At 65.4% G+C, this 22182-nt stretch carries 23 protein-coding genes; 12 read left to right on the top strand and 11 right to left on the bottom strand.

What is annotated here, in order from left to right; genetic code table 11:
* Positions 1-7 precede the first annotated feature (7 nt).
* Genes NVV99_RS00845 through NVV99_RS00835 form a run of 3 tightly spaced genes read right to left on the bottom strand, consistent with a single transcriptional unit; the run spans position 8 to position 2096 of the window.
* Positions 8-505, bottom strand: coding sequence for a nuclear transport factor 2 family protein (locus tag NVV99_RS00845; RefSeq protein ID WP_024100998.1), 498 nt, complete (start codon positions 503-505; stop codon positions 8-10).
* 2 nt (positions 506-507) lie between these two features.
* The gene (locus NVV99_RS00840; protein WP_006552110.1) at positions 508-867 is read right to left on the bottom strand and encodes a hypothetical protein; all 360 of its coding nucleotides are present in this window, start codon (positions 865-867) and stop codon (positions 508-510) included.
* 56 nt (positions 868-923) lie between these two features.
* Positions 924-2096, bottom strand: coding sequence for an acyl-CoA dehydrogenase family protein (locus NVV99_RS00835; RefSeq protein ID WP_024100999.1), 1173 nt, complete (start codon positions 2094-2096; stop codon positions 924-926).
* A 163-nt stretch (positions 2097-2259) separates the two neighbouring features.
* Between NVV99_RS00835 and NVV99_RS00830 the strand changes: the two genes are divergently transcribed.
* A complete protein-coding gene (locus NVV99_RS00830; RefSeq protein WP_024101000.1) occupies positions 2260-3750 on the top strand; it encodes a PAS domain S-box protein in 1491 nt (496 codons plus the stop codon).
* 44 nt (positions 3751-3794) lie between these two features.
* On the opposite strand, the gene NVV99_RS00825 is transcribed toward NVV99_RS00830, so the two are convergent.
* Together NVV99_RS00825 and NVV99_RS00820 are read right to left on the bottom strand one after the other, a co-directional pair.
* Positions 3795-4229 carry a VOC family protein gene (locus NVV99_RS00825; protein WP_024101001.1) on the bottom strand — a complete coding sequence of 145 codons (435 nt, stop codon included), beginning with the start codon at positions 4227-4229 and terminating at the stop codon, positions 3795-3797.
* Between the two features lie 151 nt (positions 4230-4380).
* A complete protein-coding gene (locus tag NVV99_RS00820) occupies positions 4381-4692 on the bottom strand; it encodes a hypothetical protein (protein ID WP_024101002.1) in 312 nt (103 codons plus the stop codon).
* Between the two features lie 303 nt (positions 4693-4995).
* Between NVV99_RS00820 and eat the strand changes: the two genes are divergently transcribed.
* A complete protein-coding gene (eat, locus tag NVV99_RS00815) occupies positions 4996-6450 on the top strand; it encodes an ethanolamine permease (RefSeq protein WP_024101003.1) in 1455 nt (484 codons plus the stop codon).
* 30 nt (positions 6451-6480) lie between these two features.
* On the opposite strand, the gene NVV99_RS00810 is transcribed toward eat, so the two are convergent.
* The 3 genes from NVV99_RS00810 to NVV99_RS00800 form a co-directional block, all read right to left on the bottom strand.
* Positions 6481-7320: a sucrase ferredoxin gene (locus NVV99_RS00810; RefSeq protein ID WP_051424914.1), complete on the bottom strand. Its 840-nt coding sequence runs from the start codon at positions 7318-7320 to the stop codon at positions 6481-6483.
* 66 nt (positions 7321-7386) lie between these two features.
* Positions 7387-8523 (bottom strand): cupin domain-containing protein, encoded by a 1137-nt coding sequence (locus NVV99_RS00805; RefSeq protein WP_242411725.1) that lies wholly within the window; start codon positions 8521-8523, stop codon positions 7387-7389.
* A 70-nt stretch (positions 8524-8593) separates the two neighbouring features.
* The gene (locus NVV99_RS00800) at positions 8594-8839 is read right to left on the bottom strand and encodes a hypothetical protein (RefSeq protein WP_024101006.1); all 246 of its coding nucleotides are present in this window, start codon (positions 8837-8839) and stop codon (positions 8594-8596) included.
* A gap of 230 nt (positions 8840-9069) precedes the next feature.
* Here NVV99_RS00800 and NVV99_RS00795 point away from each other — a divergent pair, with 230 nt between their 5' ends.
* From NVV99_RS00795 to NVV99_RS00780, 4 genes are all read left to right on the top strand, one after another.
* On the top strand, positions 9070-9321 hold the full coding sequence (locus NVV99_RS00795; RefSeq protein ID WP_059384447.1) for a DUF6480 family protein: 252 nt from the start codon (positions 9070-9072) through the stop codon (positions 9319-9321).
* 488 nt (positions 9322-9809) lie between these two features.
* Positions 9810-10106: an HpcH/HpaI aldolase/citrate lyase family protein gene (locus tag NVV99_RS00790; RefSeq protein ID WP_024101008.1), complete on the top strand. Its 297-nt coding sequence runs from the start codon at positions 9810-9812 to the stop codon at positions 10104-10106.
* Complete coding sequence (locus tag NVV99_RS00785; protein ID WP_260782741.1) at positions 10103-10939, top strand: cyclase family protein; 837 nt, start codon at positions 10103-10105, stop codon at positions 10937-10939. Before NVV99_RS00790 ends, NVV99_RS00785 begins: the two co-directional genes overlap by 4 nt.
* Positions 10936-12375 carry an MmgE/PrpD family protein gene (locus tag NVV99_RS00780; RefSeq protein WP_041803356.1) on the top strand — a complete coding sequence of 480 codons (1440 nt, stop codon included), beginning with the start codon at positions 10936-10938 and terminating at the stop codon, positions 12373-12375. Before NVV99_RS00785 ends, NVV99_RS00780 begins: the two co-directional genes overlap by 4 nt.
* Positions 12376-12522: 147 nt before the next feature.
* Here the strand turns inward: NVV99_RS00780 and NVV99_RS00775 are convergent, their stop codons facing one another.
* Together NVV99_RS00775 and NVV99_RS00770 are read right to left on the bottom strand one after the other, a co-directional pair.
* Positions 12523-14181, bottom strand: a complete 1659-nt coding sequence (locus tag NVV99_RS00775; protein ID WP_024101011.1) for a class I adenylate-forming enzyme family protein — start codon at positions 14179-14181, stop codon at positions 12523-12525.
* An 8-nt stretch (positions 14182-14189) separates the two neighbouring features.
* Positions 14190-15164, bottom strand: coding sequence for a cyclase family protein (locus tag NVV99_RS00770; protein WP_024101012.1), 975 nt, complete (start codon positions 15162-15164; stop codon positions 14190-14192).
* Between the two features lie 197 nt (positions 15165-15361).
* On the opposite strand from NVV99_RS00770, the gene NVV99_RS00765 reads away from it, so the two are divergent.
* The 4 genes from NVV99_RS00765 (at position 15362) to NVV99_RS00750 (ending at position 18861) form a co-directional block, all read left to right on the top strand.
* The gene (locus tag NVV99_RS00765) at positions 15362-16285 is read left to right on the top strand and encodes a helix-turn-helix domain-containing protein (RefSeq protein WP_041803703.1); all 924 of its coding nucleotides are present in this window, start codon (positions 15362-15364) and stop codon (positions 16283-16285) included.
* A gap of 58 nt (positions 16286-16343) precedes the next feature.
* A complete protein-coding gene (locus NVV99_RS00760) occupies positions 16344-17597 on the top strand; it encodes an acyl-CoA dehydrogenase family protein (protein WP_041803358.1) in 1254 nt (417 codons plus the stop codon).
* A gap of 106 nt (positions 17598-17703) precedes the next feature.
* The gene (locus NVV99_RS00755; protein WP_024101015.1) at positions 17704-18300 is read left to right on the top strand and encodes a hypothetical protein; all 597 of its coding nucleotides are present in this window, start codon (positions 17704-17706) and stop codon (positions 18298-18300) included.
* A gap of 120 nt (positions 18301-18420) precedes the next feature.
* Positions 18421-18861: a VOC family protein gene (locus NVV99_RS00750; RefSeq protein ID WP_024101016.1), complete on the top strand. Its 441-nt coding sequence runs from the start codon at positions 18421-18423 to the stop codon at positions 18859-18861.
* Between the two features lie 57 nt (positions 18862-18918).
* Here NVV99_RS00750 and NVV99_RS00745 read toward each other — a convergent pair whose 3' ends face one another.
* Complete coding sequence (locus NVV99_RS00745) at positions 18919-19986, bottom strand: hypothetical protein (protein WP_024101017.1); 1068 nt, start codon at positions 19984-19986, stop codon at positions 18919-18921.
* Between the two features lie 844 nt (positions 19987-20830).
* Here NVV99_RS00745 and NVV99_RS00740 point away from each other — a divergent pair.
* Positions 20831-21322 carry an aspartate/glutamate racemase family protein gene (locus tag NVV99_RS00740; RefSeq protein ID WP_242411726.1) on the top strand — a complete coding sequence of 164 codons (492 nt, stop codon included), beginning with the start codon at positions 20831-20833 and terminating at the stop codon, positions 21320-21322.
* A gap of 294 nt (positions 21323-21616) precedes the next feature.
* Complete coding sequence (locus tag NVV99_RS00735; protein ID WP_006552141.1) at positions 21617-22072, top strand: nitroreductase family deazaflavin-dependent oxidoreductase; 456 nt, start codon at positions 21617-21619, stop codon at positions 22070-22072.
* Positions 22073-22182 lie beyond the last annotated feature (110 nt).

Below are 22182 nucleotides of genomic sequence, written 5' to 3'. Positions count from 1 at the left end.
ATCCGCATCAGTGCAGATGACTCATCGCGTCGATGGGCAGGGGTGCCGCGAACATGCGCTGGGTGCGGAATCGGTGTATGCGGGCCGTGATGTCCGCCGAGCGGGTGATCTCGAAATCGATCTCGAGTCGGGCACACAGCAGTTCGGCCGTGCCGTCCGTGTACAGCGACAGTTGTTGCATGATCCATCGACCGTGAGCACTGTCGCGCTCGGCCCGGATCCGTTCGCTGCCGAGCAGATGCGTGTTGCGAACGAAATGTTCGGCTGGTGGAAGATATCGAGAGACCAGAGCGACGATGTCCTCGCGCCCGTGAGCGATCCCGAACTTGTCTGTGTACTCCGATCCGATGCCTTCCCAAGTCGCATCGCCGGTGAACAGCGAGCCGATCTGTTCGGGATGCTCCAGGGAACCGGGGACGTCGCACAGGTCCATGTAGCGCATCAGGCATGACCGGGCGGCGTCCTTGACTTCGAGCGCGGAAAGTCGGTCCGACATGTCGGTCACGTCTACACGTCCACGTCGTCCCGAATGGTCAGCTCACGACCCATACGAGCTTCGATCTTGAAATACCTCCACAATGCAAACTCACCGATCATGGTGGTGCGTAACAGGTTGCACGCGTTCTTCACTGTCTCCTGGTCTTTGACGTCCGCGAGGACGTAGCACGTCCACGGCCACCCATCGGACGGTCCGACCATGTGGGCGTCGTCGTCGAAGGTGCCGATGATGTCGACGCCGTCCATGCGCTTGAGATCGGAGAGCATAGTGGAGATGCCGACCCAGACCGGGCCGATCTCCGCCTTGGGGAGATCGAAGAAGTTCTGGTTGTTGCCGATGCAGAACAAGGTGCGCAATGGTTCGGGCACGACAGGTGTCCTTTCGGTCAGGTGATCCGTGCGGGCTCGCACGGTCGGGGAGGCGATCAGGGGAAGCTGGGGATCCCGGAGTCGAGACCGAGCAGAATCGAACCGGCGGCCTCGAACGTGTTGGTCTGCAACATGGCGTGCTGGGCAGGAACGAGCGCATCCTGCAGATATCGCTGGAGAGGATGACTGTCGTAGATCGCGCCGGTGCCGGCGAGATCGAAGGCCGACAGCACCACGGTGCGACCGACATGCGCGGCATGTGTCGCTGCCAAGCGGAGCATCGCCCTGTGTTCGTCGGAGATCGGATCGCCCGCAAGCGCAAGACTCCACACTTCGTCGGTGACCTCGTAGAAGAATGCACGTGCCGACCGCAGATCGGCCTCGGCCCTGGCCAGACCGATCTTGTAGGCGGGACGGTTGCCCTTGGCGGCACCGCCGGTGATGCTGGAGCGCGCTGCACCGACCTCCTGCACGTAGTCGAGGGCACCGCGCGCTGCTCCGAGCGTGACCACCGCGAGCACCTGCGCGGCGTAGGGAAGCATCGGATAGCGGGTGATCGGTTCGTCGACTTTCGGTGCGCCGCCGCGGACGAAGGTCATCTCCTCGGGCACGAAGAGTTGGTCAGCGCGTATCGAGTGGGAGCCGGTGGCTGCCATGCCCGCCACGTCCCAGTTCTCGACGATCTCGACGTCCGCTGGATTCACCAGCGCGGTGAGAGGCATGCCGTTGGTGTCCGGGCCGCCGGCGAGACCGATCCCGAGGATGTCGGCGCCTCGGCAGCCGCTCGCGAACTGCCACAGCCCGCTGCACAGATAGCCACCGTCGACCTTCTCGGCTTCCTGCATGGGGAACAAGCCGCCGGCGTAGGCGATGTCGGGGCCGTCGGCGTAAATCTTCGCCTGGGTCGCGACCGGGAGAGCGGAGAAGTACACCAGCGACGATCCGAAGCTGGCGACCCAGCCCGTGGCCGGATCGATCGCAGAGATCCGTTCGACGAGGTGCATGAAGGACGACGGCGCCATCGGTTCGCCACCGAACTGTGCCGGCGTGGATGCCCGGTACAGTCCGGCCCGTTTGAGCAATGCGATGTAGTCGGGGGGTACGAAGCGTTGCTGGTCGAACTCGTCGCGCCGGTCGCGGAGCACTTCGAGCGCGTGCTCGAACGCGCGATCCCGCGCCGGACCCGCCGGCGCTGCCTCGATCCGTTCGGTCGTGCTGGGGATGGTCATGCCGTCTCCGTTTCGGTACGTGTTCGCGCTGATGAACACGCTATGGACGAGCCGGTTACGGCGGTATCGGGACTTTCTCCCGAGGCCATAAAGTAATTCCCAATGGCGGTGACGACGTTGCGCGTCGGACGATGGACCGTCCTGCTCCCGGAGGTGTTGATCGATGTTCCCTACCCGACGTGACTTCCAGGCGATGGCGGAGCGAACGCAGACCGGCATCCTGATCCACGAGGCTGCGTCGAAGAACATCCTGTGGGCCAATCCCGCTGCGTGCCGGATGTTCGGTTTCACGCTCGAGGAGTTGCGGCCGCTCAAAGCGCACCACATGAGCAGTCAGGAACGTCAGTATCGCCGGGCGCTGGGAGTGGCGTGGCTGCAGTCCGCGGTCGTACATGGATCGAGTCGGCGGCAGTGGAAATATCGAACCAAGGACGGAGTGGACTTCCTCACCGACGCCAACGCGTCCCTGGTGCAGTTCCAGGACGGTCCGGTGGTGATGGTCGAGTTCCGCAACATTTCCGAGGAGGTGGAGATCCAGCAGGAACTCAGCTGGGTGTCGCAGTCGTTGCAGCGGATCATGACGCACACCTCGGCCGGCATCCTGGTGCTCGACGACGGCAACTGCATCGACGACATCTCACCACTCGCGGCGCGGTTGTTCGGCTCGACCACCGAACGGTTGATGGGGGCCCACCTCGAGGACCTGGGTCGATGCGATCCGTCGCTGGATTCCGAGCAGGTGGTGTCGAAGCTGGCGTCGGGCACCGGATCGGTGAAGATCCGGCAGAAGATCGAGAGGCCGGACGGCCGCGTCACCTGGCTCGCCGGTGAGCTCGAGGACGTGGTGCACGACGGCATGGTCTCGCGGGTGCTCGTGATCCGGGACGTGACCGACCGCGTCGAGTTGGAGCAGCGCCACGAATACCAGGTAGCGAACCTGCAGTATCTGAGCCGCTACAACGCGATGGGTGACATGGCGATGATCCTGGCCCATGAACTCGGGCAACCGCTGGCGGCGTCGTCGAACTACCTGCGTGGTCTCCAAAGGCGCGTTGCCGGTGGCACTCTCGACCGCGATCAACTCTCCTACGGTCTGGACATGGCGGAGAAGCAGTTGAGCCGTGCTGCGGAAATCGTGGCGTCGGTCAAACGGTATGTGCGGCGCATCGAATCGACGTCGTCGGCCATCGATCTCAACGACGTGATGGAGGAGAGCCTGTATTTCGTTCGGTTGCGCGCGGCTGAACGGGGCGTGCGGGTGGTGGTCGATCGGACCGTCGAGAGCTTGCCTGTGCAGGGGGAGAGCGTGTTGATCGGTCAGGTCATCATCAATCTGTGCTTCAACGCGATCGACGAGATCGTCCTGCCCACAACGGAGACGAAGGAATTGAGGGTCACGACCTGCCGCGATGGGGACTGGGCATGCATCCGGGTGGCCGACGAGGGCCGAGGCATGGAACGAGCCCCGCGAAATCAACTCGTCTCAGGGGCGTTCTCTGCGAAGCAGGACGGCTCCGGGCTCGGCTTGATCGTGTCGGAGCACATCGTCGAGCGTCACGGCGGCGACATCGAGTTCTCTCCGAACGAGCCGCAGGGAACCGAGGTTCGTCTGCGGCTTCCGATCGCCGGTGGCACGCGGTTGGTAGGTGTGTAGCGCCGTTCCTCGATCGCGACAAGCACCGGTTTGCCACGCGTTCTTCAGTCCAGACAGAACTCGTTGCCTTCGATGTCCTGCATGACGATGCAGGACTCGTCGACGCCATCGGCGTGCAGAACCTTCACCTGCGCAGCGCCGAGCGCCACCAGTCGGTCGGACTCCGCTTGCAGAGCAGACAGTCGCTCGTCACCCTCCAAGTCTGTGCCGACGCGCACATCGAGATGCACCCGATTCTTCACAACCTTCTCCTCGGATACCCGCTGGAAGTGCAACCGCGGACCGGCGCCGGTCGGATCGGCGCACACGAACGCGCGGCCCTGCGACTCTGCGGGCAGGCTTGCGTCGTAGTCGGTCCATGGCGCGAACCCGTCGGGTGGCATGGGCACCTCGTAGCCGAGAACCTCGCACCAGAAATACGCGAGTCGCTCGGGTTCGACGGAATCGAAGGTGACCTGTACCTGCCTGACCGACGCCATGCGGGTCACCCTAGGGAGCAGCATCGGACCGAGCAACCGCATTCTCGGACGCGAAATCGCACTCGGTCGTCGAATCCGAAGGGTGATGGTGAGCCTCGGTTGTCACCATCACGGGTGTGGACACCGGAAACCGACGTACGTCTTTGCAGTCTCAGCGCTCGTTCACCGGGTAGGCGAGGATCTCGCGAGTCAGATGGAACAAGCCGGGCAGCAAGAGCGCAACAACTACTACCACGACCACCTTGTCCATGGTCGGCAGGAGCATGATCGCCAGACTCGGAGCTCCGACAACCAGTCCGACGACCGCAACATTTCGCCCTGTCTTCAACCGGGTACGCCCCGTGGCCGAGAGCGGACCCTCGGATCGGCGCACGACACTTCGATGAGGCCGGTACACCACCGAGGCGCCCCATCCGAACGCAACCACAACCACGATCGACACCGCCAGCAGCAGCGCAGTCACTTCGAATCCTCCACGTGTCGTCGGTTGGTAGAAGACCGTCCGCAGGCTACGCAACCGCGCGTTCCATTACAGGCTCGCAACAGAGTTGCAACAGTCTTCTCCGATACTCGAGAAACGAACAGACACCCTGTTCGCGCGGGAGGATGCTGGATCATCCGAGTTACACGGCTGCACTCCATCTCGTTGCGCGATTCTCCACGACCCCGGGGGGGGGTAGCTCATGAACACCGGCAGTTGCTCACGCGACGTTCCACCACCTCGGCGTGACGCCGCCGTACGAACCGATCGCCTGAGGGAGACGGAATGTCGGTCGTAGAACCATCGAAGAGTTCGAGGACCCGTAAGCACCACGACGGCGCCGACTTCCACGCCGAGAAGAGCGAATACCTCGAAAAACGTTCACTTCGTAAAGGAACCGCAGGGTGGGTGCTCCTTGCGGGACTCGGTGTCAGTTACGTCATCTCCGGTGACTACGCCGGATGGAACAACGGACTCGCCGAAGGCGGATTCGGCGGTCTGCTCATCGCCGGCGTGGTCATCGCGGGCATGTATTTCGCGATGGTGCTCGGGATGGCGGAATTGTCGTCGGCCCTTCCGTCCGCAGGGGGCGGATACACCTTCGCGCGCCGCGCGCTCGGTCCCTGGGGCGGATTCGCCACCGGCACGGCAATTCTCATCGAGTACGCGATCGCACCTGCAGCCATCGCGACGTTCATCGGCAGCTACGTCGAATCCTTGAACATCTTCGGGATCACCGACGGATGGTGGATCTACCTTGCTGTCTACGCGATCTTCATAGGCATCCACCTCACCGGGGCGGGCGAAGCGCTCAAGTCGATGTTCGTCATCACCGCCATCGCTCTCGTCGGACTCGTGATCTTCGCGATCTCTGCGTGGGGACTGTTCGAGTCCGCGAATCTCACGGACATCGCGCCGACCGATGCTGTCGGCGCCTCGGGTTTCCTGCCGTTCGGCTACTTCGGTATCTGGGCCGCGGTCCCGTTCGCGATCTGGTTCTTCCTGGCGATCGAGGGCGTTCCTCTCGCTGCGGAGGAAGCGCGTGAGCCGGAGAAGAACGTGCCGCGCGGCATCATCTCCAGCATGCTGGTGCTCTTGCTGACCGGAGCGACCGTGCTGTTCCTGGCGACCGGTGCGTTGGGCGCCGAGGGGTTGTCGACCTCGGGCAACCCGCTCGTCGAGGCGCTGGGTGACGGGACAGCGGCGAAGGTCGTCAACTACATCGGGCTCGCCGGGTTGATCGCCAGCTTCTTCTCCATCATGTACGCGTACTCGCGGCAGACTTTCGCGCTGTCCCGCGCCGGCTACCTGCCGACGAGCCTGTCGGTGACGAATTCGCGCAAGGCGCCGATGCTCGCATTGATCGTGCCCGGTGTGATCGGCTTCGTCCTGTCGCTGACCGGTGAGGGCGCGATGCTTCTCAACATGGCGGTCTTCGGTGCCGCCGTGAGTTATGTACTCATGATGGTCAGCCACATCGTGCTGCGCGTGCGCGAACCCGAGATGCGGCGTCCGTACCGCACACCCGGTGGAATCGTCACGACATCGTTCGCGCTGGTGATCGCTGCGGCCGCTGTGGTGGCCACCTTCCTCGTCGATCCTGTTGCGGCTCTGTGGACGTTCGCCGCGTTCGCTGCATTCATGGCCTACTTCGGTCTCTACAGCCGCCACCACCTCGTCGCGAACTCCCCGGACGAGGAGTTCGCGGCTCTAGCGAAGGCGGAGGAAGAGCTGGGGTGACGACCTGCGGCCGATTGCGCGGCCGTCCGCTCACACCGCGCGGACCGAGGTGGGTTCGTAGAGCATGACGGAACCCGTCGGCGCTCCACGGCAGGTCAATCGGCACGGGGGAGTGCGGTGGGCCTGCAGTTCGACGTCGACACGCTCCGGGTGCGGTGCACGACCGGCGAGCCGGACCCGCCAGCGATCACCCTCGCGCACACTCTCGGCGATCACGTAATCGCTGCGCCCGGCCGGACCGAAGCGTCGGAGCGTGGCGGCGAGCGCGGCCTGCTGAGGCGGAGACATATCGGTGTAGCCGCGTAGATGGTGGTGGTGGATCCGGTCGAAGAAGTGTTCCTCGATCGTGAGGACGGACGATTCGGCGTCGAGACCGCCGTAGTAGACACCGTCGGGTACGACGACGACGTTGGCGGCGAACCGGTCTCCGCCTACGTGCGAGCATTCCCAGACCCGATCGGGCCAGCGCTCGGCCAGAGCGCGCGCGACCGGCCGTCCACGCACGGCGCAGCACGGATCGTGGTGACCGTGAGCGCAGACCAAGAGGACGGAGGGGCCACCGGTGTCGCCGGGAGTCTCGAGGGCGGTGACGATCTGTGTCAGATCCTCCTCGCGATCCCACGTTCCCCATTGCTGACGCACCGTGCCCGAGGTCTCGCGGCGGAGCACCGCCCACTGGTCGTGTTCTCCGCGGCGACGACGGCCCGGGCGCTTGACCAGCAGTATTCGTGCGCGCGCAGCCTGCGCGGCGGAGAACACGGCCGCCTTGATCGCGGTGTCGAGATGGAGGCCCTCGAAACCGTTCACCGGCCATCTGCCCCGATACTCGACGAGGACCCAGACAAATCCGCGCGGGGCCGTGCCGGCCATCGGATCACCCCGCTGTCGGGCACTGTCTGCGCAGAAGAAGCGTTCGGTCGAGGCCACAGTGCACCGTCACTGTTCCGCGGGGACGAGGATCCCTGCGCGCAACAGCCGTTCGACCAGGTCGGTCCCGAGGGTTTTCGTCGGGTGGGATCCGCCGTCGAGCAGGCGCGTGACAGACGGCAGTTCATCGTCCGCCACGGCGACACGACCGACGCGCGTGACCAGGTGTGAACCTTCCAGACACGCATACAGCGCGCTGCGGAGTTTCACCGTGGTGTCGGGGCCGAGATCGTGGACGGCGGCGAATTGGGCGAGCGGCCCCAGTGGTGCCGGGCGTGCCTGCTCCCGCCGGGCACGGTGGAACAGGGAGGTGACGTCCGCCTCGGCCAGTGCGGCGATGAGATGCTCACGGACAGCAGCGATCTCGTCATCCGGATCGTCGATGCCCATGGGTAGTGCACCGCGCATCTCAGGATCGTCGCCGAGCGCAGCGAGTGCTGCCCGGGTCAGATGCTCGGCGAGTGCATGACGCGTCCACGTGTGGACGCCGACGGTGAGGTGGATGGAGATCTCGCCTCGCGCCTCGGCGGCATGGATCCAACCGCGCGGCAGATAGAGGCAGTCGCCGGGTTCGAGCACCGTGTCGATGCACGCCGGCTCCGCCGCGGCTCGGGCGACAGCGGCGCGGTGATCGGTCCAGGGTTGATTGCGCAGCGGCGCCGGGTGGACGGGCTCGTGGATCACCCACCTCTTGGTTCCCTCGATCTGCACGACGAAGACGTCGTGGACGTCGTAGTGGTGGCGGAACCCTTGGTTCCGAGGTGGTGTGATGTACGCGTTGACCTGGACGGGATGTCCGAGTTCGTCGCTCAGAGCGGTGCCGAACTGCGAGATCGGTTCCCATGTGCGGTGCAGTGCCTGCAGGACGAGGGTGGCGCCGTCGGCGAGGTTGCGCCAGAGCATCGTGTCGTCGAGTTGGTCGGAGATGGTCGCTCCGACCCCGCCGGGGGAGGTGAACGACGAGTCCGGCAGTGTCGTCCCGTCCTTGGCGACGCGAAGGAAGGGCGTGCGGAGTCCTCGGCGCGAGATGAGTTCGTCGACCGCCTCGGCGGAGAACAGGTCGGTGAATGTGCCGGCGCGACGCGTCAGCAGTGGTGCACGTCCCCAGATTTCGGACGCGAACTTCTCCCGACCGATGTCGATCAAGCGTGTTTCCAGGACTCCGGCGTCCGTTTCGACGCCGGAGTCCTGGATGCGATATGAGGAGTCCTCATACCTAGCTGCCTCCGTCGGCTCCGCCATCGGCACCTCCGTCGGCTCCGCCATCGGCACCTCCGTCAGCCCCGCCGTCGGCTCCGCCGTCACCGCCGCTGTCGGCTCCACCATCGGCGCCGCCGTCGGCGCCCCCGTCGGCACCCCCGTCAGCTCCGCCATCGTGAACGCCCGGGACGCCGGCTGCACCGCCGTCCGCCGGGCCCTCCTGGCCTTCGTCCTTGTTCGGATCCTGCTGTGGGTCGGTCATGATTCCTCCCGAGGTCAAAAGGATTGGGAGCAGCGGTGCTACCGGCTCCCGGAGCCTGCAGCGGTGTATTGTTCGGCCGTTGTCAGCTTATCCCGGCGTATCGGCGGCCACGTCGATTCCGGGATCATCGAACCGTTGTCCCAGTCGTTGTACCCCGCGCACTCGCAGGTGCGGCGCTGCGAAGAAGAAAAGTCGAGGCGTTGCTCGTCGATAATCGGGTACAGGAGAGTATGGCTGACGAGAATCCCGACGCGTCCAAGTTCGACCCGCAGAACCCTGATCCCGCGAACACTCCTGGTCTCGAACCCGGAGGCGGGGTGGCGCCCGGAGATACTCCGCCCGCCGAGACTGCTGTGGGCGGTCCGCAACACGAACCGCCGCAGCGCCGCAGTGCCGGGGCCCTCATCGCCATCGCGATCGTGGTGATCGTGGTCCTGGTGGTGGCTGTCGGTCTGATCATCCGAGCAGTCGGGCTGTTCTGAGTGCGCGACGAATTGAAGGTGAAGAGGTAACGGAAAAGCGAATTTCCTTGCAGTAGTAGAGGAGGCGTGGACCGGTCGCATCACGCCACGAAGGCGATAGCACGCCGCCGTATCAGTCGACTCGATGCGACGGCGGGTTCGATCGGTCCTCGAGAACGCCATAACGATCATGTCGGTCAGGGTCGTGACGAGGCCTTCGTGGTCGTCCGACAGCGGAGTGATCTCCCCGGCGTCGGCGTCCCTACTCATCTGCGCGGCCAGTCGGCCGTTGAGATCGGTGACCAGCGCTGTCCACCGCGCGCTGAGCTTGTCGTCGTAGTCGACCGCCTGCAGGCCGGCGACCATCACGCGGTCGCGCTCGACCCAGGCGCGATAGGACGTGCCGAAGAGCCGGTCGAAATAGTCGGCGTGGGATTCGCCGGCGCTGGATCGTCACAGCCGCACGCGCAGCGGGACTGTCGTCGCCAATCCAGAGTGTCTGGACCGCCGTGAGCGACCTGGCCGGGCTCGCGGAATCGTCCCGAGTCGGCCGCATCCAAGGATTCTTCGGACGCTCCGTCGTCCACCCGAAGCAGATCGACATTGTCAACGAGGCCTACACGCCCTCGGCCGAGGAACGAGAGTGCGCGCAGCGCATCGTTGACGACGCGTCCGCGTCCTCGGCGGCGGGGGAGTCCGCGGTTCTCGACGAGAACGGCAGATTCATCGACCCGGCGGTCGTTGCGAATGCTCGCGTCGTACTCGACCGAGCCCCGGCCATCACAGTACGAGGAGCCACATCATGACCGAACAAACCATCACCGGTCCCGACGCACTGCTGAATGCGGTCGTCGACACCGACGTCGACATCGTCGAGCTGGGACATCCCCACACGACCGGTATGCCTTGCTCACCGAACGACCCCGGATTCCGGATGACGCTCATCCGCCGGCACGGCGACATGGTGCGACCCGACGGCGGATCGGCATCGAACGAGATCATCGTGACCGGCGGACACGTCGGCACCCACGTCGACGCGCTCTTGCACGTCAGCCACGAGGGCAAGCTGCACGGCGGCATCGAAGCCCAGGAAGCCCAGCGCGGTGGAAAATTCTCCCAGCTCGGCGCGGAGTCCATTCCCTTCATGCTTCGCCGTGGACTGCTCCTCGATGTCGCACGGGTCCGCGGCGTCGACTCCCTCGACGGGGGGCAGGCGGTCACCGAACAGGACCTGCGCGACGCGGCCGACGCCGCCGGTGTGACACCGCGCCGCGGTGATGTCGTGCTGATCCGTACGGGATGGGCCCGGTACTTCGACGATCCGCAACGCTATCTCGGCCAGCAGGACGGTGTTCCATTCGCTGATGTCGGTGCGGGCCGGTGGCTCGCGGCCAGCGGCATCGCGGCCGCCGGTGCAGACACGACCGCCTTCGAACACATCCCGGCGGGCAAGGGGCACAGTGTTCTTCCGGTTCACCGAGTTATGCTGGTGGAGAACGGAATCCACATCATCGAGCACCTCGACCTCGAGGATGCAAGCGCCCGCGGCCCGACCGAATTCACGTTCGTCATGGCACCGCTGCGCATCACCGGCGGCACCGGTTCGCCCGTGCGCCCCGTCGCGGTGGTGGCCTCGTGACCAGCACCGAGACCCGACACGACCTGACCGGAACGGTCGTCGGCCGGCTCGCCGCCCTCGCCGCCCTCGCCGCCGGCATCCGCACCACGGGACTGCCCGCAGAACTGCGCAAGGACGTCGCGCGCCGGGTGCTCGACCTGCTCGGAAACTCCCTCGCGGCGCACGACCAGCCGTCCGCTCGCGTCGTCACCGAGGTGGCACGCAACTGGTCGGGCGCAGCCGCGGCCACGGGCATCGGCACCGGAGAGCGGTTCCCGGCGGCCACCGCCGCGCTCGTCAACGGAACACTCGCCCATTCGATGGATTCCGACGACACCCATCTGCCGTCGGTGCTGCACCCGTCCGCTTCGGTGATCCCGGCGGCGCTCGCCGTCGGTGAAGCAGTGGGAGCCTCCGGTGCAGCCGTTCTCGACGCTGCGGGTGTGGGTATCGAGATCGTGGTCCGCCTGGGAATGGGCGGCTACGACGAGGAACTCGGCAACTCCGAATTCTTCGAACGTGGCCAGCACGCAACCTCCATCTGCGGTGCCGTAGGTTCGGCTGCCGCCGCAGCGATGCTCTACGGACTCGAGACCGAAGGCATCGCGGACGCCATGGGCATCGCCGCGAGCTTCGGTGCCGGATTGCTCGAAGCCAACCGCACCGGCGGCACGGTCAAGCGGACGCACTGCGGATGGGCCGCACACTCCGGTGTCACCTCGGCAGAATTCGCTCGCGCCGGGCTCACCGGACCGCCGACCGTGATCGAAGGACGCTTCGGATTCTTGCACGCCTTCTGCGGCGATCGGGCCGACACCGCGAAGGTGCTGGACGGACTGGGCGAGCACTGGGAACTGCCGGGCATCTTCTTCAAGCCCTACCCGTGCAACCACTTCATCCACGCCGGCATCGACGCCGCGCGGGCGCTCGTCCGCGACGGTCTGGACCCGGCCGACATCGTGGAGATCCAACTCGGCGTACCGAAGCCGGTACTACGCACGATCGCCGAGCCCCCGGCATCGAAGGCTGCTCCCGAATCCGGTTACCACGCGGCCTTCTCGGGCCCGTTCACCGTCGCACGGGCACTGCTCGGTGGCTCGGGACTCGGTGTGGGACACGCCGATTTCACCGACGCTGCCGCGAAGGATCCGCGCACACTCGAACTCGCGCGGCTGGTCACGAGTTACAGCGACGACCGCTGCGACGAGATCTACCCACATCAGTTCCCGGCGGTGCTCCGGGTACGTACGCGGGACGGTTCCTGGCACGAGGCTCGCGTCGACCATAACCGGGGTGGTCCGGCGAACCCGCTCTCCGACGACGAGCTCACGATGAAGTTCGATCTCAACGTCGAAGGACGGTTGTCGCCGGAGAGCGCCGTAGAGGTCGCTGGAGCCGCGCTGGCGCTCCCCGCCGCCGAGTCACTCGATGCCCTGATGGCGACCGTGCGCGGTTGATCCACGCAATGTGCGGATCGTGATGGTGTGCCGTCCGGTCGCACGCGAGAAGGCGGGTCTTCTCCGGTAGCTCTGTACCGAAGAAGACCCGCCTTCGGCGCAGCGCCTACGGAGTGCGCACGCGGGCGAGAAACTCTGCGACCATCGTCAGGACGGTGTCGCCGTTCGTAGCTCGCGGCGCAGCAGTTTGCCCGTCGCCGTCTTGGGGATGTCGGAGATGATCTCGACGAAGCGTGGGCACTTGTAGGCCGCCAGTCGCTTCTTCGTGAACGCGATCAGCTCATCGGGCGTGACCGTGGCTCCGGGGCGGAGGCTGACGAAAGCTTTGACAGTCTCCCCACGGTACTCGTCGGGTACACCCACCACCGCTGCTTCGCGAACGGCGTCGTGTTCGTAGAGCACGTCCTCGACCTCGCGAGGCCAGACCTTGTAGCCACTGGCGTTGATCTGGTCCTTCTTGCGGTCGATGATGTAGAACCAGCCGTCGCTGTCCATGTAGCCGACATCGCCGGTGTGCAGCACGCTGTTCGGGATCGAGTTCGCCGTGGCCTCGGGCTTGTTCCAGTACCCCGCCACCACCTGCGGTCCCGCCGTCACGAGCTCCCCGACCTCGCCCGGGGGAAGATCGTTGCCGTTGTCGTCGACGATCCGCACGACGGTGTCGTAGACCGGCACGCCCACGGAGGTCGCTCCGGTCAGCTCGTCGACCGGAGCCCGCCTGCCGAGCGGCACCCCGTGCGACGGGGAGGTCGTCTCGGTGAGGCCGTAGATGTTGTGGATGTAGTGACCGAACCTCTCCTCGAACGCCGCGATGGTGCTCGGCGGGATCGGCGCGCCACCCGAATAGATCTTGGTCAGGCTCGCCAGGGCCTCATTGCTCGCGTTCGGAGCGTTCATCAACGCGATGAACACCGTGATCGACCCGACGGTGAACGTGGCGCGTTGCTTCTCGATGGTGTCGATGGTGTCGCGCGGATCCATGCGGTACATCAGCACCAGCGGTGCACCGGTCAGCAGCGACAGGGCGATGTGGCCGACGAGCCCGGTGATGTGGAACAGCGGTGCGACGCCGAGGACGACGTCGTCTGGACCGATGTCGATCCAGTCCCGGTAGGTCTGCGCGTTGAACGCCACGTTGCGGTGGGTTGTCATCGCGCCCTTCGGTGGGCCGGTGGTCCCGGAGGTGTACGTCAGGAAAGCGACCGTTTCGGGGCCGATCTCGGCAGGCGGCACGGTTCGGCCACGGAAGGCCGTGAGCATCTCCGCCATGTCCGTGGTGCCCGCGCACTCGATGCGTTCGACACCGGCGAGGGTGCCGCTGTTCGCACTCTGGTACTCGAGTTCCGACGTCGTGATCACGGTGCGCACGTCGGTCGACTCGACGACCTTCGCTGCTACGTCGGTGTAGAGGGATTGCAGCGCGACCAGGACCGTGGCACCGGAGTCGCGCAGGATCTCCTCGAGTTCGCGTTCGCGGTACATCGGATTGGCAGACACGGCGATGCCGCCGGCCTTCCACGTTCCGAGTTGGGCGATGACGAACTGGGGCACGTTCTGTGCATAGATCGCGACCCGTTCACCCGGCCGGAACCCTGCGTCGAGGATTCCGGCGGCGAATGCGTCGCTCAGTTCGTCGAGTTCACCTGCGGTGATCCGGTCGTCGAAGTAGCGGATGATGTCGGCGTCCGGATCGCGTTCGACGGTCGCCCGGAACATCGCCAGGGCGTCGTCGAATTCGATCGTGCGTGGTTGCCGCTGCGCAGCGTCGTACTGCGACAACCACACCTTGTCGTCATAGATGGTCATGGTTCGCCTCAGCGGATGACGATGGGATTCACCGGGGCGCCGGTGCCGTTGACGATCTTCAGCGGGGCGGCGGTGTAGAGGAAACTCCAGCGGCCGTCCGCGGCGCAGGCGTCGGCGAGGTCGTCGAGCCAGGCGATCTCCGTCAGCGTGACACCGAGATTGCGCATCAGGGCGCAGTGCAACGGCAGCGCGACGCCGCTCTGCGGGTCGTAGGTCACCTCGTTGGCGATCGTGTCGGTCACCAGGTTCGGAATCTCCTTGTCCTGGAACCACTCGACGAGCTCGGGCGAATAGGTGAGGCCGGGCTCGCAGAATCCGTCGTAGAACTGTTCGGGGTTGTTCAACTCGTACCAGTACTTGAGCCACCCGGTGCGGATGATCAGGATGTCGTGCGGCTCGATGGTCACGCCCTGGGCGGTCGCAGCTTCCTCGAGATCGCGGTGGTCGAACGTTTCACCCTTGTCGAGATAGGGCTTCCCGCGATGGCGGGCCATGTCGATGAGGACGCCGCGGCCGACGATGCCCTTCTCTGCGATCGGGAGGACGGAGGCCTTGTCCATTCCTCCGACGGTGCTGCGGGCGTCGTACCCGTTCCAGAGTTTGCCGTCGTACCAGACGTGTCCGAGTGCGTCGTACTGGGTCGATCCCTGGAGAAAGACCAAGGCGGTGTCGTCGGCGTAGTGCAGGCCGCCCGGGAAGGCCGGAGCCCCGTCGCCGTCCCAGGAACTCTCATCGAGCACGTTCTGCCGCTTGATCCCCTCACGACCCGGCCACAGCGGGTCGCCGGGGCTCTCGGCGCGTCCCATGTGGATCTGGAGCGTGAAGGTCTCGCCCGACTTGACGTGCTGGACGCCGCGCAGAACCTCCGCTGCGTCGAGGTAGTTCAGTGCACCCAGCTCGTCGTCGGGTCCCCACTTGCCCCAATTGCTCGGCGCGTTCTCTCCGAGCAGTTCGCGCATTGCGGGAGCGTCGACCTCGGTCATGTTGTCCTCCATCGGGTAAACAGCGGGAGCGAGCACACGCTCGGTGTCGACTATGGTGCACGTCACACCTGTCGACGTCAACGGTTCGATATTCTCGCGAAAATCGCTGCGAGACAGCCGTGCAAGTGGATACGCTGCCCGGAACGGTCGAGGGCCGGATGGTCAGTGTTCAGCTATTTCAAACGCAGGAGTTGTCGGTGAGTGCGGTTTCGGTCGACAGGTCGGCGTCGGTCGGGGCCGGTTTGCGCCAGGTACGGATCGCGCGCGGCATGACGCTGCGAGGCCTGGCCCGGTGCATCGACGTCAGCCCGGCCACCCTGAGCCAGATCGAGAACGGCAAGACCGGACTGACCGTCGATCGCTTGAACCGCATCGCCGATGCACTCGGGGTGAGGCCGGCGGAGATCCTCGAAGCCGGTCGGGCGGCGCTCACGGCACCCGCAGAGGAACCGGAAACCCTCGTTGCGACCCGGTCCGACCCACCCGGGCAGGTCGAAGCGTGTCGGCAGTGGCGGGAGTACGAACCGTTGTCGCTGGCACCCGTGCTCCAGGCCGCGCTCGAGGAGATCCTCGCCGTGGGGTATCACGGCACGAGCATGCGCGAGATCTCCAAGCGATGCGGCCTGTCGGTTCCCGGGATCTACAACTACTTCACCAGCAAGCAGGACATCCTGATGACGATCTATCAGGCGACGATGGACGATCTGGAGCAGCGCACACGCGGGGCACTCGCCGAAGGGGCCGGCCGGGATCCCGTCACGGTCTTCACGTTGTTGATCGAGAACCTGGCGCTGTACCACACGCACCGCCGCGAACTCGGGTTCATCGGTGCCAGTGAGATGCGTTCTCTCACAACGGAGAACCGGCGGATCATCGCCAACAAGAGGAACTGGCAGCAGGCGGTCGTCGACGAGAAGGTGCTGGCCGCCGTGCGCGCCGGATCGTTCCGGGTCCGAAACCCCGAGGACGCTGCTCGCGCAGTGGTCTCGATGTGTACTGCTCTCCCCACCTGGTGGCGACCCGGTGGGCGGATGAGTCCGGAAGAGGTAGCGAGCCTCTACGTGGAGTACGCCCTGGATCTCATGCAGTACCGAGGCGCAGACCTCGACCGCGGTCCCTGACCGAACCTCGACCCTATTTTCACGACGTCCCCGACCGAATCTTCGAGGGAGAAACCGTATGACCGACGTAGCGAACAGCATGCTCACCGCGCAGACGAACACCGAATTGCTGGATCTTCGACCGTCTCCCAGAGCGCTCGAACTCGAACAGGCCCTCGTGGAGTTCATGCACAGCCACGTGTTCCCGGCCGAACACGAATACGAGGCCTATCGCCGCAACGTCGGCCCCGACGACCACACAGTCCCGCCTGTCATCGAGACCCTCAAGCAGGAGGCCCGCAAACGGGGCCTGTGGAATCTGTTCCTGCCGTCCGAATCCGGCATCGGGCAGCTCGACTATGCCGGACTCGCCGAGATCACCGGTTGGAGCCTGCATCTCGCCCCGGAAGCCACCAATGGGCAGGCTCCCGATACCGGCAACATGGAACTGCTCCACCTGTTCGGCACCGATGATCAGAAGAAGCAGTGGCTCGACCCACTGTTGAACGGCGAGATCCGGTCCGCTTTCTCCATGACCGAGATCGCCGTGGCCAGCTCCGATGCCACCAACATCGAGACCAGAATCGAGCGCGACGGCGACAGCTACATCATCAACGGTCGCAAGTGGTGGACCAGCGGCGCCGCGGATCCCCGCTGCAAGGTGCTGATCGTCGTGGGCAAGACCGATCCGAGCGCCGACACCCATCGTCAGCAGTCCATGATCCTGGTGCCGACCGACACTCCCGGTGTCACGATCGTCCGCGACCTGCCGGTGTTCGGACGACACGACCAGCACGGTCACTGTGAAGTCGTCTACGACAACGTCCGCGTTCCCGCCGAGAACCTCCTCGGGGAGGAGGGCGGCGGCTTCGCCATGGCGCAGGCACGTCTCGGACCCGGCCGCATCCACCACTGCATGCGCGCACTCGGTGCCGCCGAACGGGCCCTGGCGCTGATGACCACACGCGCGCAGGGACGTGTCGCCTTCGGCAAGACACTGGCCGAGCAGGGGGTGGTGCAGCATCAGATCGCCGAATCGCGCGTCGCGATCGAACAGGCCCGGCTGCTGTGTCGTCTCGCGGCCAAGACCATCGACGAACACGGCAACAAGGCCGCCGCTCCCTACGTGTCCGCCGCGAAGGTCGCGGTACCGCGCATGACCCTCGAGGTCATCGACCGGGCGATCCAGGTACACGGCGGAGCGGGTATGAGCGACGACGTGCCCCTCGCCGCGATGTACGGCTGGCACCGTGCTATGCGCATCTACGACGGGCCCGACGAAGTGCACCTGCGCACGATCGCCAAGAACGAACTGCGCAAGTACCCGAGGTGACCGCGCTCCTCGTACGGATGGGGACGCGGCCGATCGTAGGGCCGGCACCGTAGGCCGATCACGACCGTGCGTCGGACTCTCGTTCCACTCGACATACTGTCTGCCTATGGCTGCCGGTTTCGATTTCTCCTGGGCTCAATTCTTGTGGATCGTGCTCATCTTCGTGGGCGTGCCGACCCTGATCGGCGTGAGCATGGTGTGGGTTGCCTGGCAGCGGGAGCGTGCGGGTGTCCGGAGTCCGTCGAGCGACCACGAGCACACCGGTGATCGACCCGCGGGTCTCGGCCGGCGCGGCCTGTGGGCGACCGGTGCAACCGCATTCGCACTCGGATTCTTGTCCTGCGCGGGATGGTTGAGTTGGTCGGCCGAACACGACGGCGAGTTCCGAGGTCCCGGCCTGCCCGCACCGAACGAGTTCCCCACCTGGCAGGTGATCGCCTGTGGAGTGACCGTCGTGCTGGCATGCTTCCTTTGCGCTCGTCGATCCCGCTGGGTGGTCAGCGGTGGACTGGCCGCCGCAATCGGCACGGCGGCAGGGTTCACCACCGCATTCAGCGTGGTTGCCAGTACCGACGACACCGGTCAGGCGGGAGTGGGTGTGATGCTGTCGGAGATCGGATGGGGTATCGGGCTGTGCCTGCTGATGCTTGTCAGGGCTGCTCGGATCAGAGGGGCGCGTCGCAGAGCGGTGGGCGCGTCGTAGCTCATCGATGCGGTGGTGGGGAACGATCCGATGTCCCACCGAGTCCGCGGAATGCCGAGATCCGAGCACCGGCTCCGTCCCAGCAGTAAACGGACGAGACAACATCGAAGGATGGATCCCATGGCACACGTACGACGTTTCGACCATGTCGGCCTCACCGTCTCCGACCTCGACGTTGCGACGGCGTTCTTCGCCGGCCTCGGCTTCGAGGTCGAAGGCACCGGCTCTGTGCAGGGCGACTTTCCTGCGACCGTCTGCGGACTCCCCGGCACGCACTGCGAGATCGTGATGCTCCGACCCCCGGACGGAGGGACCCGGCTCGAGCTTTCGCGCTTCATCGCGCCCGACCACCTCCCCGGTTCGCCGACCGCGATGCCGAACGAGCTCGGGATCCGCAATGTGTCGTTCGAGGTCGGCGACCTCCAAGTTGCCGTCGACGCTGTAGCCGAGCAGGGTTACGGGCTCGTCGGGGGTGTCGGTGAATACGAGAACAGCGTGCGAATGGCGTACGTGCGGGGACCGGACGGCATCATCGTGTCGTTGTTCGAACAGCTCGGTTGACGCTCGCCCTCGCCGGCGGAGATCGGCATCGAACCTCTCGATGATCGGGCGACCGGCTCAGCTCGTCCCGGCGGCCCTCACTGCATCCAGTTCGGCGCGGAGAGAGGTCGATTCGGTTCTCAGCGTCAGATTTTCAGTCTGAAGTGTCTTCGTCTCGTCGCGCAAGGCGGTGATCTCGTCGCGCAGTGCCGACAGTTCGGCCCGCAGTTCGTCGCCACGTGCTCGTGCCGCGGTCTCGGCTGCCTGGGCCGTCGCGGCGGTGATGCGCGATTCCTCGAGTCGGCTCCGTAGCTCGGAGGTGCGGTCGCGCTCGGTGGTGAGCTCGGTGTCGAGGCGCTCGCGGGTAGAGACCTCCCGGTCGAGTGCGGCCTGCAGGCGCGCGATCTCGGCTCGCAGGTCGGTGACCTCGACGGTCGCGCGCTGACGCTGGGCCGCTGCCTCGTCGAGTTCGCGTCGCTGCGCGGTGAGGGATTCGTCCTGCTGAACGATCGTCGCACGCAGGTCGCCGACTACCCCTGTGTGCTCGGCGGTCGCGGCCTCGAACTCGTCCTTCCACCGCTGCAGTGTTGCGGCGTGCTCGTCCTTGAGGCGCGTCAACTCGGCGTGATGCGCCTCGTCGAGTCGGCGCACCTGTTCGGTGTGTGCGGTACGAGCGTCGGCGAGTTCGGCGTCGACGGCGGCCACTGCCGCGTCGGCGTCGTCGCGGTCCTCGAGTGCCTGGGCGAGTTGTTCGCGTAGACGGACGATCTTCGCGTCGGCGTCGGCTTTGACCTTCGCGAGTTCGGCGGCGGACCGCGTCATCTGCGCCTCGAGGGCCTCGGCGTCGGTGAGCTTGTCGACCGCGGTGGTGATCCGTTCGGCGATCGCCGAGTACTGCTCGACGCTGTTGGTTGCGAGGGCGCGTAGGGCAGTGGTGGCGGCCGTGAGCGCGGAGACCGCATCGTCCGGGCTCTCGACGACCGCCGGGGCCGTGCCGGCGGCTTCTTTCTTGGCGCGTTCGCGTTCGCGATAGGCGCGCACACGGTCGGCTGCCGTGGCGTACTTCCGCGGGCGTCCCACCCGGGGTTTGCTCGAGTCCTCCTCGTCGGTGGTCGCTTCGGGAGTGGGGGAGTGTGCGTCGGTCATGGAGGTCCTCGTCGTGGCGCGTCGAAATCCCGGGTCGCAGGTATCGTACCGCATTTAGTTACGTAATTAAGCAACGGTACTGTGATGAAACGAAATGATATGAAACGCTGTGAACTGGGTAAAACTCACACGATGTGGCTTTTCGTAACGAAGATCGCAGTAGAAGCAACTTGATCTCATCCGTGATCGAGTGTGCGTACTGATCGTCATAATCCACACTTATGACGATCAGCTGCGGGCGACGGTCGAAAACTGTGCACCCCCCGGATCGGGGACCGGGAAGCCCGCTGAGGAAGGGGCCCCTCGACTGTGGCGCCGGTCACCGACTGTGCGGGGCGGGAGTGGTCGAATGTCTGCTCCAGCCGGCGGATGTAATGAAACACATTGCAGCGCTGGGCAGTCTGCGCTCGCTTGAGCGTGTATCCGCACATCGAAGAGAAGAGGTAATCGAAGGGGCTCTGCAGCAATGTTCCTTGCGGATGTTCTCGTCGCCGTCATCACGCAGCTGATCGAGACCGGATCGTCATCCGGATCCTGATCTATCACCGCCGTGGTCGCCCTCCCACTCGTCACACGGAGGGCGACCACAGGCGCACGACAGAGGGGGTACAAGGATGAAACACGTCGGAATCCTGGGCCATAGCTGGGAAGGTGCCTCGCTGTGTTGGCGCGAGGTCTGTCAGCACAGCAACCGTCTCGGACATCCGGCGCATCCGGATGTCACCATGGACTGCATCTCCTTCGAGCACTGCATGCCCGCGTGGGAGCGCGGGGATTACGAAGCGGTGCGCGCCGTGCTTGCAACCAGCGTCGATCGTCTGGCCGGGCCGGCTGCGACTTCTTCGTGTGCCCGGACAACACCGCTCATCTCGCGCTCGAAGCACCCGGTGATCCACTCACGATTCCCGGGCTGCACCTGATCGACATCGTGGCCGACGCAGCGCAGCGTGCCGGGCACCGACGCGTCGGCATCCTGGGAACGCGGTTCACCATGCAGGGCACTCTGTATCCCCGCGAACTGGCGGCACGCGGAATCGAGGCCATCATCCCGACCGACGACGATCAGGACCTGGTACACGCGGCGATCTTCGACGAACTGGTGCACGGCATCTTCCGGGACGAGACCCGGACGTCCTTCGTGGATCTCATCGGCAGACTCGCGGACTCCGGGTGCGACGCGGTCGCGCTGGTGTGCACCGAGATCCCACTTCTGGTCTCCCCGGACGACTCGCCGTTGCCGGTACTGGACTCGACACGACTGTCCGGACAGGCGGCCCTCGAAGTGGCTCTCGGAACGCGCGACCTGCCGACCTGGCGCGGCGGACAATTCCGGTGATAACACGCAGGTAGCCACGGCGGGTCGTAGCATCGAGCACATGGTCCTCTTCTACGAGATCGCGCTCGTGATCGCGTCGGTGCTCATCGCGTGGTTCGCGGTGTACGTGCTGTACCGCCTCGTCACCGACGAATCCACCAGCCGGCACTGACGGGTCGCCCGACCGACCGGACACATGTGGACATGTCGGCCACACTGCCCCGGCTCAGGGAGCCCGGGGTACGTCGGACGTCGGTGCCCCAACTTTGTCGAACACGTTCCGAGTGCCGTACGCGACGGGCATGAGGGCAGACCATGACCGACAGCTCCTTCCGTCCCGAGCGCACCTACCGACCGAGCCGGTGGCGACACATCGAGAACGTCGCGATGAGCACGCTTACTCGTGCGGGATTGGTGCCGCACTCCTATCTACTGACCACACGCGGCAGGCGCACCGGGAAGATCCGCCGCAACCCCGTGCTGATCGTCGATCTGCACGGAAAACGCTGGCTCGTGGCCCCGTACGGATCGGTGGGGTGGGTGCACAACGCGCGTGCTGCCCGCGAGGTCGAGCTCAGCAGGCGCCGCGACACGCGCCGCTACTCGATCCGTGAGCTATCAGCGGAGGAGGCCGGGCCCGTCCTGCAGCGGTACATCGAGCTGGCGTCCGCCACCCGGCGGTATTTCGAGGCACGCAGGAACGATCCGGTGGAACGGTTCGTCGCAGAGGCCGGTCACCATCCGGTCTTCGAACTGCTGCCACCGACGTAGTCGACGGAACTTTCATACGAGATTCGGGTAGCGCGCTACGCGTGTGCCTGCTGCCGTTAGTGACCACCATGATCTTCGTCGATTCGATTCGGATCGCGGACGCTCGACAC

Origin of the sequence: Rhodococcus sp. PAE-6, assembly GCF_025290685.1 — a bacterium.
GTDB classification, from domain to species: domain Bacteria; phylum Actinomycetota; class Actinomycetes; order Mycobacteriales; family Mycobacteriaceae; genus Rhodococcus; species Rhodococcus pyridinivorans.
This window is presented reverse-complemented; position numbering and strand designations above follow the sequence as displayed.

What these genes read in the sequence shown, in the direction of transcription:
- NVV99_RS00785 (WP_260782741.1), top strand. Translation starts at nt 10,103, where the DNA reads ATGACCGAACAAACCATCACCGGTCCCGACGCACTGCTGAATGCGGTC.
- NVV99_RS00775 (WP_024101011.1), bottom strand. Translation starts at nt 14,181, where the DNA reads ATGACCATCTATGACGACAAGGTGTGGTTGTCGCAGTACGACGCTGCG.
- NVV99_RS00830 (WP_024101000.1), top strand. Translation starts at nt 2,260, where the DNA reads ATGTTCCCTACCCGACGTGACTTCCAGGCGATGGCGGAGCGAACGCAG.
- NVV99_RS00800 (WP_024101006.1), bottom strand. Translation starts at nt 8,839, where the DNA reads ATGACCGACCCACAGCAGGATCCGAACAAGGACGAAGGCCAGGAGGGC.
- NVV99_RS00835 (WP_024100999.1), bottom strand. Translation starts at nt 2,096, where the DNA reads ATGACCATCCCCAGCACGACCGAACGGATCGAGGCAGCGCCGGCGGGT.
- NVV99_RS00760 (WP_041803358.1), top strand. Translation starts at nt 16,344, where the DNA reads ATGACCGACGTAGCGAACAGCATGCTCACCGCGCAGACGAACACCGAA.
- NVV99_RS00810 (WP_051424914.1), bottom strand. Translation starts at nt 7,320, where the DNA reads ATGGCCGGCACGGCCCCGCGCGGATTTGTCTGGGTCCTCGTCGAGTAT.
- eat (WP_024101003.1), top strand. Translation starts at nt 4,996, where the DNA reads ATGTCGGTCGTAGAACCATCGAAGAGTTCGAGGACCCGTAAGCACCAC.
- NVV99_RS00770 (WP_024101012.1), bottom strand. Translation starts at nt 15,164, where the DNA reads ATGACCGAGGTCGACGCTCCCGCAATGCGCGAACTGCTCGGAGAGAAC.
- NVV99_RS00755 (WP_024101015.1), top strand. Translation starts at nt 17,704, where the DNA reads ATGGCTGCCGGTTTCGATTTCTCCTGGGCTCAATTCTTGTGGATCGTG.
- NVV99_RS00795 (WP_059384447.1), top strand. Translation starts at nt 9,070, where the DNA reads ATGGCTGACGAGAATCCCGACGCGTCCAAGTTCGACCCGCAGAACCCT.
- NVV99_RS00825 (WP_024101001.1), bottom strand. Translation starts at nt 4,229, where the DNA reads ATGGCGTCGGTCAGGCAGGTACAGGTCACCTTCGATTCCGTCGAACCC.
- NVV99_RS00735 (WP_006552141.1), top strand. Translation starts at nt 21,617, where the DNA reads ATGACCGACAGCTCCTTCCGTCCCGAGCGCACCTACCGACCGAGCCGG.
- NVV99_RS00750 (WP_024101016.1), top strand. Translation starts at nt 18,421, where the DNA reads ATGGCACACGTACGACGTTTCGACCATGTCGGCCTCACCGTCTCCGAC.
- NVV99_RS00745 (WP_024101017.1), bottom strand. Translation starts at nt 19,986, where the DNA reads ATGACCGACGCACACTCCCCCACTCCCGAAGCGACCACCGACGAGGAG.